The 14,206-nt window shown below is 51.4% G+C and carries 11 protein-coding genes and 1 pseudogene; 5 read left to right on the forward strand and 7 right to left on the reverse strand.

Annotated features, from left to right (window positions below):
- Nucleotides 1–12: 12 nt before the first annotated feature.
- Entirely contained in the window at nt 13–1,815 is a 1,803-nt protein-coding gene (locus FEU76_RS04035) for an IlvD/Edd family dehydratase (protein WP_144980551.1), read from the reverse strand.
- A gap of 218 nt (nt 1,816–2,033) precedes the next feature.
- Here FEU76_RS04035 and FEU76_RS04040 point away from each other — a divergent pair, with 218 nt between their 5' ends.
- From FEU76_RS04040 to FEU76_RS04060, 5 genes and pseudogenes are all read left to right on the forward strand, one after another.
- Entirely contained in the window at nt 2,034–3,110 is a 1,077-nt protein-coding gene (locus FEU76_RS04040; protein WP_144980554.1) for a TRAP transporter substrate-binding protein, read from the forward strand.
- Between the two features lie 74 nt (nt 3,111–3,184).
- On the forward strand, nt 3,185–3,775 hold the full coding sequence (locus FEU76_RS04045; RefSeq protein ID WP_144980557.1) for a TRAP transporter small permease: 591 nt from the start codon (nt 3,185–3,187) through the stop codon (nt 3,773–3,775).
- Nucleotides 3,776–3,778: 3 nt separating this feature from the next.
- Nucleotides 3,779–5,062: a TRAP transporter large permease gene (locus FEU76_RS04050; protein ID WP_144980560.1), complete on the forward strand. Its 1,284-nt coding sequence runs from the start codon at nt 3,779–3,781 to the stop codon at nt 5,060–5,062.
- Nucleotides 5,063–5,115: 53 nt separating this feature from the next.
- A pseudogene (araD1, locus tag FEU76_RS04055) lies at nt 5,116–6,109 on the forward strand (AraD1 family protein).
- A gap of 41 nt (nt 6,110–6,150) precedes the next feature.
- Nucleotides 6,151–7,725 carry an aldehyde dehydrogenase (NADP(+)) gene (locus FEU76_RS04060; protein ID WP_144980563.1) on the forward strand — a complete coding sequence of 525 codons (1,575 nt, stop codon included), beginning with the start codon at nt 6,151–6,153 and terminating at the stop codon, nt 7,723–7,725.
- A gap of 208 nt (nt 7,726–7,933) precedes the next feature.
- Here FEU76_RS04060 and FEU76_RS04065 read toward each other — a convergent pair whose 3' ends face one another.
- From FEU76_RS04065 to FEU76_RS04090, 6 genes are all read right to left on the reverse strand, one after another.
- Nucleotides 7,934–9,430 (reverse strand): tripartite tricarboxylate transporter permease, encoded by a 1,497-nt coding sequence (locus FEU76_RS04065; RefSeq protein WP_144980566.1) that lies wholly within the window; start codon nt 9,428–9,430, stop codon nt 7,934–7,936.
- Nucleotides 9,418–9,915, reverse strand: coding sequence for a tripartite tricarboxylate transporter TctB family protein (locus FEU76_RS04070; protein WP_144980569.1), 498 nt, complete (start codon nt 9,913–9,915; stop codon nt 9,418–9,420). Before FEU76_RS04070 ends, FEU76_RS04065 begins: the two co-directional genes overlap by 13 nt.
- Nucleotides 9,916–9,924: 9 nt before the next feature.
- On the reverse strand, nt 9,925–10,911 hold the full coding sequence (locus FEU76_RS04075; RefSeq protein WP_144980572.1) for a tripartite tricarboxylate transporter substrate binding protein: 987 nt from the start codon (nt 10,909–10,911) through the stop codon (nt 9,925–9,927).
- A gap of 98 nt (nt 10,912–11,009) precedes the next feature.
- Entirely contained in the window at nt 11,010–11,807 is a 798-nt protein-coding gene (locus FEU76_RS04080; RefSeq protein WP_144980575.1) for an HpcH/HpaI aldolase family protein, read from the reverse strand.
- A 113-nt stretch (nt 11,808–11,920) separates the two neighbouring features.
- Nucleotides 11,921–12,907 carry a tripartite tricarboxylate transporter substrate binding protein gene (locus FEU76_RS04085; protein ID WP_144980578.1) on the reverse strand — a complete coding sequence of 329 codons (987 nt, stop codon included), beginning with the start codon at nt 12,905–12,907 and terminating at the stop codon, nt 11,921–11,923.
- Between the two features lie 123 nt (nt 12,908–13,030).
- On the reverse strand, nt 13,031–14,164 hold the full coding sequence (locus FEU76_RS04090; protein ID WP_144980581.1) for an iron-containing alcohol dehydrogenase: 1,134 nt from the start codon (nt 14,162–14,164) through the stop codon (nt 13,031–13,033).
- Between the last annotated feature and the right edge of the window lie 42 nt (nt 14,165–14,206).

Here is a 14,206-nt window from a genome sequence, read left to right on the forward strand (position 1 = left end):
ATCCTTTTGCCTTTAATGATTATCTCGGGGTGGGTGCTGGCGAGCTACATCACGATACTTGCTAGCGGGTTCTAGTGTCATGCCTCTATCCAGTGGTTCGACCATGCTGCGCTGAATCTCCTGCCAAGGCGTTTGGTGGCCAGGGTAGCGGTAGCCGCCTTGCTGCGCCAAACGCGCACGACGCGCTTCTAGCTCGCTCGTTTCGATCAGTAGATGTACCTCGAATCTTTTGAGATCAACTCGCAGCCAGTCGCCGCTTTCCAACAGCGCCAAGCCCCCACCCGTGGCGGCTTCTGGAGAAGCATTAAGAATCGATGGAGAACCAGACGTACCCGATTGACGGCCATCCCCCAAGCACGGAAGAGACTCGACCCCCTGTTTAATCAACGCCTCAGGTGGCTGCATATTGACTACTTCGGCCCCGCCGGGGTGGCCCACTGGGCCAGCCCCACGCATGACTAAAATGGTACGTGCATCAATATGTAGTGCGGGGTCATCAATACGGGCGTGGTAGTCCTCCGAACCGTCAAAGACGACGACTTTACCTTCAAAAGCATCAGGATCGTCAGGATCACTCAGGAATCGTTCACGAAAATCTCGCGAGATGACGCTAGTTTTCATTAACGCCGAGTCAAATAGATTTCCTTTGAGATTGAGAAAGCCCGCATGATTCACCAATGGGGCGTTATAGCGACAAATTACATTGGAGTCTTGAGTTTCGCGGCCCTGTAGATTATCGCCTATGGAGCGGCCATTGACCGTCAGCGCATCGCCATGAAGCTTACCGGCGGCCTGAAGCTCATAGAGGATCGAGGGGACGCCCCCAGCGCGATAGAACTCTTCACATAAGAAGGCACCTGCAGGCATCACATTGGCCAGCAGCGGGATTTCATGGCCCAGTCGCTGCCAATCATCATTGTCCAGCTTGACTCCCGCATGACGGGCAATGGCATTAATGTGCACAGGAGCGTTGGATGAACCACCCAGCGCCGAGCAAGCAACGATGGCGTTTTCAAAGGCTTCGCGGGTCAAAATATCCAATGGACGCAGGTCTTCCCACACCATATCTACGATCCTAGCACCAGTGTCGTAGGCCACCATCGAACGTTCTTTGTACGGAGCTGGAATCACTGCAGACCCCGGTAGACTCATGCCTAGTACTTCAGCCAGGGAGTTCATCGTTGAAGCAGTGCCCATCGTATTGCAGTGCCCAACGGAAGGTGCCGAGTCGCTGGCCCGTGAAAGGAATTCAGCGTAGTCGATGTCTCCTGCGGCTAGGCGTTTGCGCAACTCCCAGATGATGGTGCCTGAACCTACACGTTCAGCTCCTCGCCAGCCATTAAGCATGGGCCCACCGGACAACACGATAGCAGGAATATTCACCGTTGCCGCCGCCATCAATGCCGCTGGTGTGGTTTTATCGCACCCCGTCGTTAACACCACACCATCCAGTGGGTAGCCGTGAAGTACCTCAACGATGCCTAAGTAGGCGAGATTACGATCCAAGGCAGCGGTCGGCCTACGTACATTCTCATGGATTGGGTGCATAGGAAACTCAAACGGTACACCTCCCGAGGCACGAATACCGTCTTTCACGCGCTTTACCAAATCAATGTGGTGGCGGTTACAGGGAGTGAGGTCAGACCCAGATTGGCAAATGCCAATAATAGGTTTACCGCTGGTCAGTTCATCAAGGGTCATACCGTAATTGAGATAGCGTTCGATGCATAGCGCGGTCGTGCCAGGGTGATCCGGGTTATCAAACCAATAGCGTGAACGCAATTGATCAGACATTACGCGATGCAAATTAGCCATGGTTCCGCTCCACGCTTGAGGTAGGTGTAAAAATGTTTTTAGGAACGGTACTCCTTCTCGCCGATCTCGTCGACACATACAAAAGTATATGTTGAACATACAGAGAAAAAGTTAGACATTGTTTTGTGGGTTTAAAGAACAACAACGGTAAGCCACGCTGCATTTCGCTTGATTATCCTCAGTAAAGTGCGCTGCAGCACGCCAGGAGAGTGAAGATTATGCATTATCTTTGGAAACACACCTTGTTAGTGACCGGAGCCACGCTACTCAGCTCAGGAATCGCTTATGCTCAAACACCTGATCTTTCGGCCCCGCCTTCCATTGAAGGCGCAGTCGTCAGTGACCATGGCAATGTCACCCTGCGCATGGGCCTTGGTTTGGCCGAAAGCTCGCCCCAGTACATCTCGAGCCAATACTTTGCAGATATTCTCGACCAACGCAGTGAGGGTCGCATCAGCGTCAATATCTTTCCTAACAGCCAGCTTGGCGATGACGTGCAGATGATGGAAATGCTACAAACCGGCACGTTGGACATGACCTACCCCTCCTCTTCCCCAGCGACCAGCTACGTTTCAGAGCTAGCCGTTTTCGATCTACCTTTCTTACTGCCGACTCGTGAAGCGGCCATTGAAGCAATGCGCAGTGATGCCGCTCAAGAAATGCTAGATGCGTTTGAGGGTACCGGCCTGAAAGCTTTAACGTTCTCTGAAAACGGCTTTCGACAGCTTTCCAATAGTTCCAGGCAGGTCTCATCGCCTGAAGACGTAGCAGGATTGGACGTTCGCGGTTTGTCAGTACGTACGATGGAGAATCCTGTTCATTTAGCTATCTGGCAAGCCCTTGGGGCCAACCCAACCCCCATGGCTTTCGGAGAGCTGTTTTCCGCCATGGAGCAAGGTGTTGTCGACGGTCAGGAAAACCCTTGGAGCACTATTCTGACGTCGAATTTTCATGAAGTTCAGGATTACGGATCAGAAACACGCCATGTCTATACACCATTTATCATGATGATTTCTGAACGTACGTGGAATCGCCTAGCCCCTGAATACCAGGCGCTTATACACGAGGCTGCTCTGCAATCAGCTGACTATGAAATACAACTTGCTAGCGAGTACGATGACTGGGCCAGAGACCAACTAGAAGAACGTGGCATGCAGATCACACGGCTTGATGATGATCAAATTGCAGCCTTTCAGGCAGCTGTCCAACCGGTTTATGAAGAGTGGGCACCGCGCATTGGTGAAGACCTAGTTACTGAATTCCAGCGTATCGCTGAATCAACAATGGCTGAATAAACCATTTCTAGTGAAAGATCAGGCAAGAGGCAGGCATCTCTTGCCTGATTGTTATTTGCTGTTGCGGAGAGCACATGGACATACCAAATACCCCCGTTCCCGATACCACAGCTTTTCTCGATGACCCTCAGCGTAAGCCGCTGGAAATCGACACAGAACAGCGTCGTGGCCCTGCATTATTTCGCTGGCTAACCCTGGGGATGGAGCATGTCATCGCTGCTCTTCTGGTGGCATTGATTGTTTCAGTATCTGCCAATGTTATCGGGCGAGCTATTTTAAACCATTCTCTTCCGTGGGCTGACGAACTTGCTCGCATGCTGTTTATTTGGCTAATTTTCGTGGGCGCTGCCGCAGCTTTCGCGCGCTATGAGCACATCGCTGTGGATATTCTCGTGCACAAGTTACCCCCTCGCGCCGCTCATATACTCTACTTAATTCAGCACTTGGCAATTACCAGCTTGATGGGAGTCATTATTTGGGGTGGCTTTTTGGTGATATCAAGAGCATCGGGGCGTACCGCGATTCTTGGTGTGCCATGGAACTTGGTAAATATCTCGCTCGTACTATGTGCCACCTTTATTGCCACAGTCGCGATTTGGCGTGCTTGGCAGAGCGTACAGCAAATACGCTCACCTAGTGCAATACCCACCACCGGAGACCGTTAGACCATGCTATGGATATTTCTAGGTATTCTTTTTTCTTCTCTAGCATTAGGACTTCCCATTGCCTTTGGCTTGGGTATTGCTGCCGTAGTAATGGCACTTATTTCGGACATCCCATTATCCATTATGATTGAACAGTCGATTCGAGGAGTTAACAGCTTTCCTCTACTGGCGATTCCATTCTTTATTTTGGTCGGCGAGGTCATGAGCAACGGCGGTATTGCACGCCGCTTGATGGAACTAGCTGGCGCCATGGTAGGGTTTATTCGCGGTGGTTTAGGTCAAGTAGCGATCACTGGCTCCATGTTTTTCGGCGGCATTAGTGGTTCAGCCGTTGCTGATACAGCAGCGACTGGAGCAATGATGATTCCCTCAATGAAGCAACAGGGTTACACCGCACCTCAAGCAACTGCGATCAATACTGTCTCATCAGTGATTGGAATTATTATACCCCCATCTATCCCATTGATATTATTTGGAATTGTGACTGAAACATCAATTAGCCGTCTATTTATTGCGGGTATTGTGCCAGGTATATTGATCGCTCTTGCACTGATGGCGACGACTTTTATTATGGCCACTATTGGCCAGGCGGGTCAAACCCGTCAATTCCGCCTTGATGTACTTTGGGAAGCATTCAAAGCGGCTTGGCTTGCACTAGTCTTACCGATTATTGTGATTGGCGGCATCATCGGCGGCGTTTTTACCGCCACCGAAGCCGCCGTAGCAGCGCTGCTTTATTCTCTTTTTATTTCACTGGTAGTTTATCGAGAGTTTCATATCCGTGAACTATGGGGCATGCTGATTCGTACTGCTCGTTTGACTGGCATGGTCTTGCTCCTGCTGGCATTTGCCACGGTCATCGCATGGTTCTTAACCATCAACATGGTTCCACAAACATTGGTTCGCCAAGTACAAGCAATTACCGAAGATCCTTTTATGTTGCTATTGATCGTTGCGGGCTTATTGCTGTTAGTGGGATTTGTGATGGATTTGACCCCAGCCATGGTAATCATGGCTCCCATGCTAACGCCAATCGTAACATCGGCAGGCGTTGATGCAGTCTACTTTGGTGTATTAATGGCCTTTATTCTTGGCATTGGCCTGTTAACCCCACCTGTAGGCACTTGCCTATACGTCGGCTGCGGAGTCGGCAAGGTCTCTATGGAACAGCTTGTCAGAGCCATGCTGCCTTATTATGCCGCGTTACTGGTTGTACTAATTATTCTGATAGCATTTCCCAGCATTGTTACGTGGTTACCTAACATCACTGCCGTACGCGGCAATTGATTATAGCCTCTACTACTATCTAGAAAACTGGCCACCACCAAGGGGAGATTAGGATGCGATTAATTCAATACTGCGATCAAGAACGGGTTCGGGTCGCGCTAGTGAAGAGTGCTGATATCGTGCAGCCGATTAATATTGAAGGTGGTACCTACGCCTTGACTTACGAGGCTATTAGCTCAGGAGTATCTCTTAAACACTTAGTAGCAGAGTATCTTGGCGACGAGCTTATCGATTATCAGGCGCTAATAGATAAAAAACGCTTGTTGCCACCATTGACTCATCCTGACCCAGCACACTGTTTGGTCACAGGCACTGGACTGACTCACTTGGGAAGCGCCAATACCCGTTCATCTATGCATACTCACGCTCAGGCAGCAAAAGAAGATATGACCGACTCCATGCGTATGTTCACGCTAGGTATGGAAGGCGGAAAACCCCAAGACGGTGAAGTCGGCACACAGCCTGAGTGGTTCTACAAAGGTGATGGCCAGTGTGTGGTGGCACCGGAAGAGGAAATCCCTTCACCCGCCTTTGCCGAGGATGCAGGCGAGGAGCCTGAGCTGGCGGGCCTTTACGTCATTGGCGAGGACGGCCTACCCTGGAGAGTGGGCTATGCGCTTGGTAACGAGTTTTCTGATCACGTGACCGAACGTTTCAACTATTTGTGGCTGGCTCACTCCAAACTACGCGCCTGCAGCTTTGGGCCCGAACTGTTGATCGGGGAATTGCCGGCTCATCTGGAAGGTACCAGCAGCATCCGGCGCAGTGGTGAAACCGTGTGGGAGAAACCCTTTTTGACCGGCGAAGCCAACATGGCCCACATGTCTAGCCAACCTGGAGTATCACCATTTTAAATACTCCGGTTTCCGCCGTCCTGGCGATGTCCATGTGCATTTTTTTGGCACTGCGACGCTGAGCTTTGCCGACGGTATCAAGGTGCGTGAAGGCGATCGTTTTGAGATCAAAATCAAAAAGTTTGGTCGTGCCCTGCGCAACCCGCTTCGTGTGGAAGCAGACGCACCGGCCATCAACATAAAGTCGCTTTAACTTAATAATTTTAATTCACACATGATCCAGCAGGAGATGGTATGACTCTGGAAGGTAAATTACTGATTGGCCAGCAAGCCATCAGCGGCCAACAGGCTGACATTCACGCAGTGAACCCCGCGACTGGAGAAACACTAAGCCCCGCCTATCCTAGGGGCAGCAAAGCTGAAGTCGAGCAAGCCTGCGCTTTAGCCGAGGCGGCATTCGATAGCTATCGCGAAACTGGTTTAGAGGCACGCGCGACGTTTCTGGAAACTATTGCCGACGAGATCGAAGGGATCGGTGATGAGCTGATCGAGCGGGCCATGGCCGAGTCCGGCCTGCCCCGCCCGCGCTTAGAAGGCGAACGTGGCCGTACCTGTGGCCAGCTTCGTCTGTTTGCCTCGGTCGTACGCGCCGGAGAGTGGTTGGATGTTCGTATCGATCCTGCCCTGCCCAACCGCCAGCCGCTGCCCCGCGCCGACCTGCGTCAACGCCATATCGGCCTTGGCCCGGTGGCAGTGTTCGGCGCCAGTAACTTCCCACTCGCCTTCAGTGTGGCTGGTGGCGATACCGCTTCTGCGCTGGCGGCTGGCTGCCCTGTCGTGGTCAAGGGACACTCTGCCCACCCCGGCACTTCAGAGCTGGTAGGCCGTGCCATTCAGCGTGCCATTGCCAAGTGCGAACTCCCCGAAGGCGTTTTCTCGCTGCTGTTTGGCTCTGGCCGTGAGATCGGTCAGGCGCTGGTTGCCGACCCGCGCATTCAAGCCGTTGGTTTTACCGGTTCACGCAGTGGTGGCACGGCCTTGATGGCCACTGCCCAGGCACGGCCGCAGCCGATCCCCGTCTACGCAGAGATGAGTTCGATCAATCCGGTATTTCTGCTACCGGAAGCCCTCAAGGCTCGCGGTAAAGCGATTGCTGAAGGGTTTGTCGGCTCACTCAACATGGGCGCCGGGCAGTTCTGCACAAATCCGGGACTGGTTATTGCGATTGAAGGGCCAGAGCTGGATGCTTTTATTGCGGCAGCAGGTGAAGCCGTTAAAGGTAGCGCTGCCCAAACCATGCTGACGCCAGGCATTCACGATGCTTACCAGCAGGGTGTTGATCGGCTTGCTAACCACGCCAAGGTCACTGAGATAGCGCGCGGGCAGGCAGGTGAGACAGCTAACCCCTGTCAAGCAGGGCTATTCGTTACCCAGGCAGAGGCATTCCTGAGTGACCCGGCATTGCAAGAAGAGGTGTTCGGTTCCACATCGCTGGTCATCGCCTGTACTGATGCCCAGGAAGTGGCCCGTGTAGCGGCTCAGTTGGAAGGCCAGCTCACCATTACGTTGCAGATGGATAATGGTGACTTGGCAACTGCCAAGCAACTGTTGCCAACGTTAGAGCGCAAAGCAGGACGTATTCTGGTCAATGGCTGGCCGACGGGTGTGGAAGTATGCCACGCCATGGTACACGGTGGACCTTATCCGGCAACGTCGGATTCACGTACCTCCTCAGTGGGCAGCGCTGCGATATTCCGCTTCCTGCGTCCGGTGTGCTACCAAGCGCTGCCAGAAGGCCTGCTGCCTGAGGCGATTCGTGATGGTAACCCTGACGGCATATCACGCCTGGTCGATGGAAAGCGTGAATAAATTGAATTTAAAAGATCATGTTTTAAGCTCTTGTCCTGACACCAAACCTTTAGCAACCCAAACGCAACGAGGGCTCCCTCGCTGCGTTTTTTTATTAGTGGTTAATACACAACTAATCCTCTATTTTATCACTTAACGAATTCACACTAATTTTTCGTGGGAATGCTAAAGTCATGGTCATTACGCCTGAGCTCCCTATCAAAGCCCTTTACGTTGAGGAATGTCGAGACCTTTTCCTCCACGCTTTGATCAGAAGCGGCGAACACCACAGAAGTATCACAGCGATACCTAGGCCTGCACTGATCGGACGTGCAAAGAAGCTCGTCAGATCTCCTCCTGTGCGCAGCATTGCGCTCATAAAGTTATTTTCAACAACGGATCCTAGCACCAAACCTAGTATCGCCGGGGCCATTGGAAAATCATTGACCGACAAAACATAAGCGATCAGCCCTACAATCAACATTAACCATACATCGACGATACTATTATTAATGGCAAAAGCACCGACAATACAAAAACAAAGTATGACTGGCATGAGTATCCGGCTAGGGGTGAGGATAAATATTTTGGAGAGACGAATCGCGATATACCCAATTGGCAGCATCATCAGGTTGGCCAAAATAAACACCATGAAAAGCGCGTATATTAGGCCACTACCATCCATAAAAATCGTTGGCCCGGGGTTCATACCCTTCATATACAACACGCCAATAACGATCGCAGTGATAGAGTCGCCGGGGATGCCGAATACAAGTGCAGGTACCCATGCTCCGCTGATCCCAGAGTTGTTGGCGGAACTGGCATCCACGATACCTTCGACATTTCCAGTGCCATATTTTTCTTTTTCCTTGGATCTTCCCTTGCCCACCCCGTAGGAAATCCAGGCCGCAATATCAGCTCCTGCGCCGGGCAGAGCTCCAATTAAAGTACCGATTGAGCTACCACGCACCATGTTGCGCCAATAACGTTTCATATGCTTAGGTACACTGCGAAAAACACTGTCTTTATCGGCAACGCTAATAGTCTTTTTCTCGGATTTGGAACCGTAGTAGCTCATTAGCTCGTTCAACGCAAACATACCGATCATGACTGGAATGAAGTTTATGCCTGCCATTAAATCCGGCACTCCGAAGGTAAACCTAGGGGCACCGCTCATCATGTCCAACCCAACCGTTGACAGTAATATACCGAATAAAAGCGATAGAAAAGCCTTTATTCGGGAGCCAACAGAGATGAAGATCGAACAGCTTAGTCCCAACACCGCCAGCCAGAAATATTCGAAGGCACTAAATTTCAACGCAACCTCAGCAAGCGACTGAGCCACCACGATCAAGATGATGGTACCGAAGATACCGCCAAAGACTGAACAGGCAAGATTGATTCCTAAAGCCTCCCGCGCCCTTCCTTTTTTGGCCAGCGCATGAGATTCCCCGACATAGGCCGCCGACGCAGGTGTGCCAGGGATATTCAAGTAAGTGCCTGGAATATCCCCGGCAAAAATCGCCATGGCAGAGGTCGTGACAATTGCAGCAATGGCGGGGATGGTGTCCATGTAGAACGTCAACGGCACCAATAAAGCAACAGCCATTGTTGCCGTAAGTCCTGGCACAGCACCTACAAATATTCCAAAAAGCGACGCTAGCAAGATAACCAGCAAGGTTTCAAAATTCAAAACCAAACCAACCCCATTCATTAGAATATCCATGGTACACGCCCCTCTATTAGCGTTCCTTGCGGTAGCGGAATAAGTAAGTAGCGCGAAAAGATGAAATAGATTGCTAGCGCCACGAGCAGAGAGGCAATCAATGCTAACCAAGGAGCCGTTTTCCTAAACACCATCAAGACAAACATGATGCACGCCATCGTAAGCATAGCGCCGATGTAGTCACTCGCAAAGATGTAAAAAAGAATGGCGATGGGCGGTAGCGTCATTACCAACCCAGGTTCTTCAGTGATGGACTCTTTCAAGGAAGAGGCTTTGGTGGGCGCCATTTGAGCCGTTGCTTTTTTTCCATTCCATAACGCATTGGCTGCCAGGATCGTACCTCCAATGCAAAATCCCGCTCCAACGATGGAAGGGAAAAGCGAGGGCCCATATTGAAGACTGGGGAGCGTTGGAAATTGCTGGGCGGTAACAATCGTTGCCACACCAGCCATAAAAAATGCCACCCCGGAAAAAAAATCCCTCATGGTCATTCCTTAGTTGGCTAACCCAACTTGCTCGACGATTTCACCTAAAACCGTATCCATCTCTTGCATCAATTGGCCAAACTCTTCGGCATTACGCCATTCGGTGCCGAACCCCCGTTGCGCCATGAAATCCTGGTATGTATCACTTTGGTAGGCCGCTTCGAGTGCCGATTCAAGCATGGCAACCACTTCTGTATCCATTCCATGTGGGCCGACAATTCCACGCCACGCACCAACCTGGTAATCACTCCCCACTAGCTCTTGAGTGGTAGGAATGTCTCGAAAGGCTGCAAGGCGCTCCGATGCCATGACGGCAAAACTTTTGACGCGCCCGGCATCGATCATCGAACGAGCTTCAGGCACTGATGACGAAACGATATTCACACCCCCTGATGCCAGCTCAGTCATCGCGGGTGCCGCACCTTCACTGGGAATCCAGATAACCTGATCAGCAGGAATATCCTGGTTCATCAAAAAACCCGCAAAGGCCAAATGCCAGATACCACCCTGCCCTGTTCCCGACGCTGTGAAGCTCCCTTTAGGCTCAGTACGAATGGCCTCCATCATCTCTTCAAGACTCTCAAACACTCCATCGGTGGCAACCTGGATTCCTGGAGAGTCGTAATTAATTTGCGCGATAGGGGTAAAATCTTCGTATGTCAGATCCGTCAACCCTTGCCAGTGCATGGTATTGACCTCAACGGTGGCCAGGCCGATCGTGTAGCCATCAGGGGCTGCATTACGCATGGCAGTATGGCCCACCACCCCACTGCCACCGGTACGATTCACTACATTAACGTTTTGCCCCAACTGCTCTTCTAACGCACGTGCAATGGTGCGTGCCGTTGCATCCGTTCCACCACCAGCCGCCCAAGGTACAATCAAAGTGAGAGGACGTTCTGGATAATCGGCAACAGCCGGAGTTGATACTAACGAGGTTGCTACTGCTAGAATAGAGTATTGAAGGATTCTGGAACCAACACTTTTTGTATTCATTATTCTTATCCTCAAGGATTTATTGCCTATTTAGTCTTTCTTGTCACACAGCATGCACACACTAAACTCTTCATTCTCCATACTGTTCAGTTACGAGTTCAATACGTTTTTGATGGAGTCCCAGCAGACTGTTCCTTATATAGCCCAACGGTCGTTATTGCACCCTGTCGAAGCAGGCTGATGTCAATTCCAACGGCGATAAAACGACAGCCCAACTTCTGATAGCGGCGTGCATCCTCTTCGATGGGTGCTAGGATTCCTACCGGTTTGCCGGCAGCAAGTACCGCTTTTATTACTTTCTCTATGGCGCTTTGCACGTTGGGATGGGTCGGATTACCGGGATAACCCATTCCAACTGAAAGATCTGCTGGTCCAATGAATACCGCATCAACACCCCCAGTTGCTGCGATAGCTTCTATCTCTTCAACTCCTTGGGGAGACTCCACCTGCACGATTAGGCAGAGCGACTCATGTGCCTTCTTCAAATAGTCATCAACGCCATCCCAACGCGTGGCCCGCACTACCCCGCCACCCACACCGCGCATCCCGTGCGGCGGATAGCGTGTGGCCCGTACCAATGCGGCTGCCTGTTGGCCACTTTCCACCATCGGAACCATCAGCGTTTGTGCCCCTATATCGAGCAGTTGCTTGATCAGCGCCGGATCCTGATTAACGCTACGCACTACGGGCGCTGTCGAATAAGGGGCGACCGCCTGTAGCTGGGCCAAGATAGAAGGAAGGGTATTAGGCGCATGCTCGCCATCTATCAATAACCAATCGAAACCGGTACTGGCGACAATCTCAGTGGCGTAGCCTGAGGCAAAACCAGCCCAACAGCCCCATATCGGTTTTTGCCCTTTCAGTGCCTGTTTGAATGTATTGGTCGGTACCTGCATCCCATTACTCCTGCAGAGAAGTGGATGTCGGTCACTTTTGCCTCTGGCGGCAACAGTGCCCTTCAAGCGATACGCTCTTTTCCCTCGATAAGTGAGGGAAAAGAGCGAGCCTTTTAGTTTGCTAGCCCCACCTGTTCGACGATGTCACCAAAAACACCGTCCATCTCTTGCATGAGCTGGCCAAACTCTTCAGCGTTACGCCATTCGGTGCCAAATCCTTGTTGGTTCATGAACTCTTGATAAGTATCACTGTTATAAGCGGCCTCAAGAGCTGCTTCGAGCGTAGCGACGACATCAGGCTCCATACCTTTAGGGCCAGCGATGCCACGCCACTCACCAACCTGGTAACTGCTGCCAATTGCCTCATGAATAGTCGGAATATCGGAGAAGCTTGGAATGCGCTCCGGCGACATGACCGCAAAGCTTTTAACGCGGCCGGCCTCGATCATTGAGCGAGCTTCCGGCACAGAACTTGGAACGATGTCGATTCCTCCCGAGACCAGCTCGGTCATCGCAGGTGCCGCACCTTCACTGGGAATCCAGGTCACTTGGTCCGCCGCGATGCCCTGATCCATCAAGAAACCAGCAAACGCTAGATGCCAGACACCACCCTGGCCAGTGCCGGAGGCAGTGAAAGTACCCTTAGGCTCCGTTCTGATAGCCTCTAAAAGCGCCTCCAGACTTTCATAGGGAGAGTCGGCGGCGACCTGTATACCTGGAAAGTCGTAGTTAATTTGCGCGATCGGCGTGAAGTCCTCAAAAGTGAGGTTGGTCAACCCCTGCCAGTGCATCATATTGACTTCACCTGTCGCCAAACCAATCGTGTAGCCATCAGGTCTGGCATTGATCATAGCGGTATGCCCCACCACACCGCTGCCTCCAGTACGATTAACTACGTTGACATTCTGGCCCAGCTCCTCCTCTAGTGCCCGCGCGATGGTACGCGCCGTGGCATCCGTTCCACCACCTGCGGCCCAGGGTACAATCAGTGTAAGAGGTCGTTCTGGGTAGTCCGCCAGAGCAGCGCCCGAGGTAACAATCAGGGTGGCGGCGAAACCTGAAACAACAGCGTTCTTGATAGATGAGTTTATAATTGTCATGCTCATTTTCCTTTGGCTTTGTTAGCAATGAGTGTCATTCAAAGTAGTGTGTCGGTTTAGCTATTACTGTCTTAACGATTACTCCTAGTGCTGTTTGATAAATGTACGACCAAGCGTTCTCAATCAGAAAACATCTCTGAGCATGCTGTAAAAATCTTCTCTAGAAGGTGTACGTGGGTTAGTGGCCGTCGAATGGTCTTCTAACGCCCATTGGGAAAGCGGCTCCAGATGCTCTTCAGTAACTCCCATTTCCCGCAAGTTAGCTGGCATCCCGAGCTTTGCATTGAGCTTTTCGAATTCCATTGCAAGATCATCTTCAGGGGTGAGTCCCATAACAGCTTTTAACCGCGTATATTTCTCTTCACACTCGGGCTGGTTGAACCGAAGAACGGTTGGCATTAACACCGCATTGAGCGTGCCGTGATGGAGCTTCAATTCGTTTATGCCACCCAACGCATGTGACAGGGAGTGCACCGCACCAAGCCCCTTTTGAAATGCCATGGCTCCTTCAAGGGCAGCCATCATCATTTCAGTTCTTGCTGACAGGTTTTCACCGTTTTCAACGACCTCGACAAGGGAGCGGCGGGCACGCGCCAGGCCGTCAAGCGCAATCGCATCAGCCGGTGGGTTAATTTTCGGGCTCAGAAAAGTTTCTACACAGTGGGCAATCGCATCCATGCCCGTCGCAGCTGTTAAGAACGGCGGCAGGCCAACCGTCAAGCAAGGATCACAAATAGCCACCGAAGGAATCAGATATGGAGAAAGAAAACCGAGTTTGCGATTATCCTTCATGGTTATCAGCGAAGCTCTACCTACCTCGCTCCCCGTACCAGCTGTTGTGGGTATGGCGATCAATGGCATTACATCGGCACTAATTTTCGCAACGCCACCTTCGATCGCTGCATATTGACGAAGTGGTGCTGGATGGTCGAATAGCAGCGAGACCGCTTTGGCTAGATCGATACTTGAACCTCCGCCAATAGCTACAATGCCATCACAGGCATTCTCGCGTAAGAAAGCCAGCGCCTGTTCTACAGCTGCTTCCGTCGGGTTGGACGGCGTTGCATCAAAAATGCAAACGTCACCACCAAGTTTTGATGATGCAATGACCCGAGCTAGCAGACCATTCGTACTCAAGGTCTTGTCTGTTACAAACAGTGGTTTTGTTATCTTGAGTATTTCCAGCTCACTGGCTAGTTCGTCAACAGCGTTTTCGCCAAACTGAATTTTTGTTAGGTAGTTAATCATGTAGGGCATGCTGGTTTCTCATTATTGTTGGCATCGTGAACCAAATAGCCA

The organism is Halomonas sp. C22, from assembly GCF_007655045.1.
In the GTDB taxonomy this organism is placed as follows: domain Bacteria; phylum Pseudomonadota; class Gammaproteobacteria; order Pseudomonadales; family Halomonadaceae; genus Vreelandella; species Vreelandella hamiltonii.

Coding starts and splice junctions, on each gene's coding strand:
- FEU76_RS04035 (WP_144980551.1), bottom strand. CDS start 1,815: ATGGCTAATTTGCATCGCGTAATGTCTGATCAATTGCGTTCACGCTAT.
- FEU76_RS04045 (WP_144980557.1), top strand. CDS start 3,185: ATGGACATACCAAATACCCCCGTTCCCGATACCACAGCTTTTCTCGAT.
- FEU76_RS04040 (WP_144980554.1), top strand. CDS start 2,034: ATGCATTATCTTTGGAAACACACCTTGTTAGTGACCGGAGCCACGCTA.
- FEU76_RS04090 (WP_144980581.1), bottom strand. CDS start 14,164: ATGCCCTACATGATTAACTACCTAACAAAAATTCAGTTTGGCGAAAAC.
- FEU76_RS04060 (WP_144980563.1), top strand. CDS start 6,151: ATGACTCTGGAAGGTAAATTACTGATTGGCCAGCAAGCCATCAGCGGC.
- FEU76_RS04085 (WP_144980578.1), bottom strand. CDS start 12,907: ATGACAATTATAAACTCATCTATCAAGAACGCTGTTGTTTCAGGTTTC.
- FEU76_RS04070 (WP_144980569.1), bottom strand. CDS start 9,915: ATGAGGGATTTTTTTTCCGGGGTGGCATTTTTTATGGCTGGTGTGGCA.
- FEU76_RS04050 (WP_144980560.1), top strand. CDS start 3,779: ATGCTATGGATATTTCTAGGTATTCTTTTTTCTTCTCTAGCATTAGGA.
- FEU76_RS04080 (WP_144980575.1), bottom strand. CDS start 11,807: ATGCAGGTACCGACCAATACATTCAAACAGGCACTGAAAGGGCAAAAA.
- FEU76_RS04065 (WP_144980566.1), bottom strand. CDS start 9,430: ATGGATATTCTAATGAATGGGGTTGGTTTGGTTTTGAATTTTGAAACC.
- FEU76_RS04075 (WP_144980572.1), bottom strand. CDS start 10,911: ATGAATACAAAAAGTGTTGGTTCCAGAATCCTTCAATACTCTATTCTA.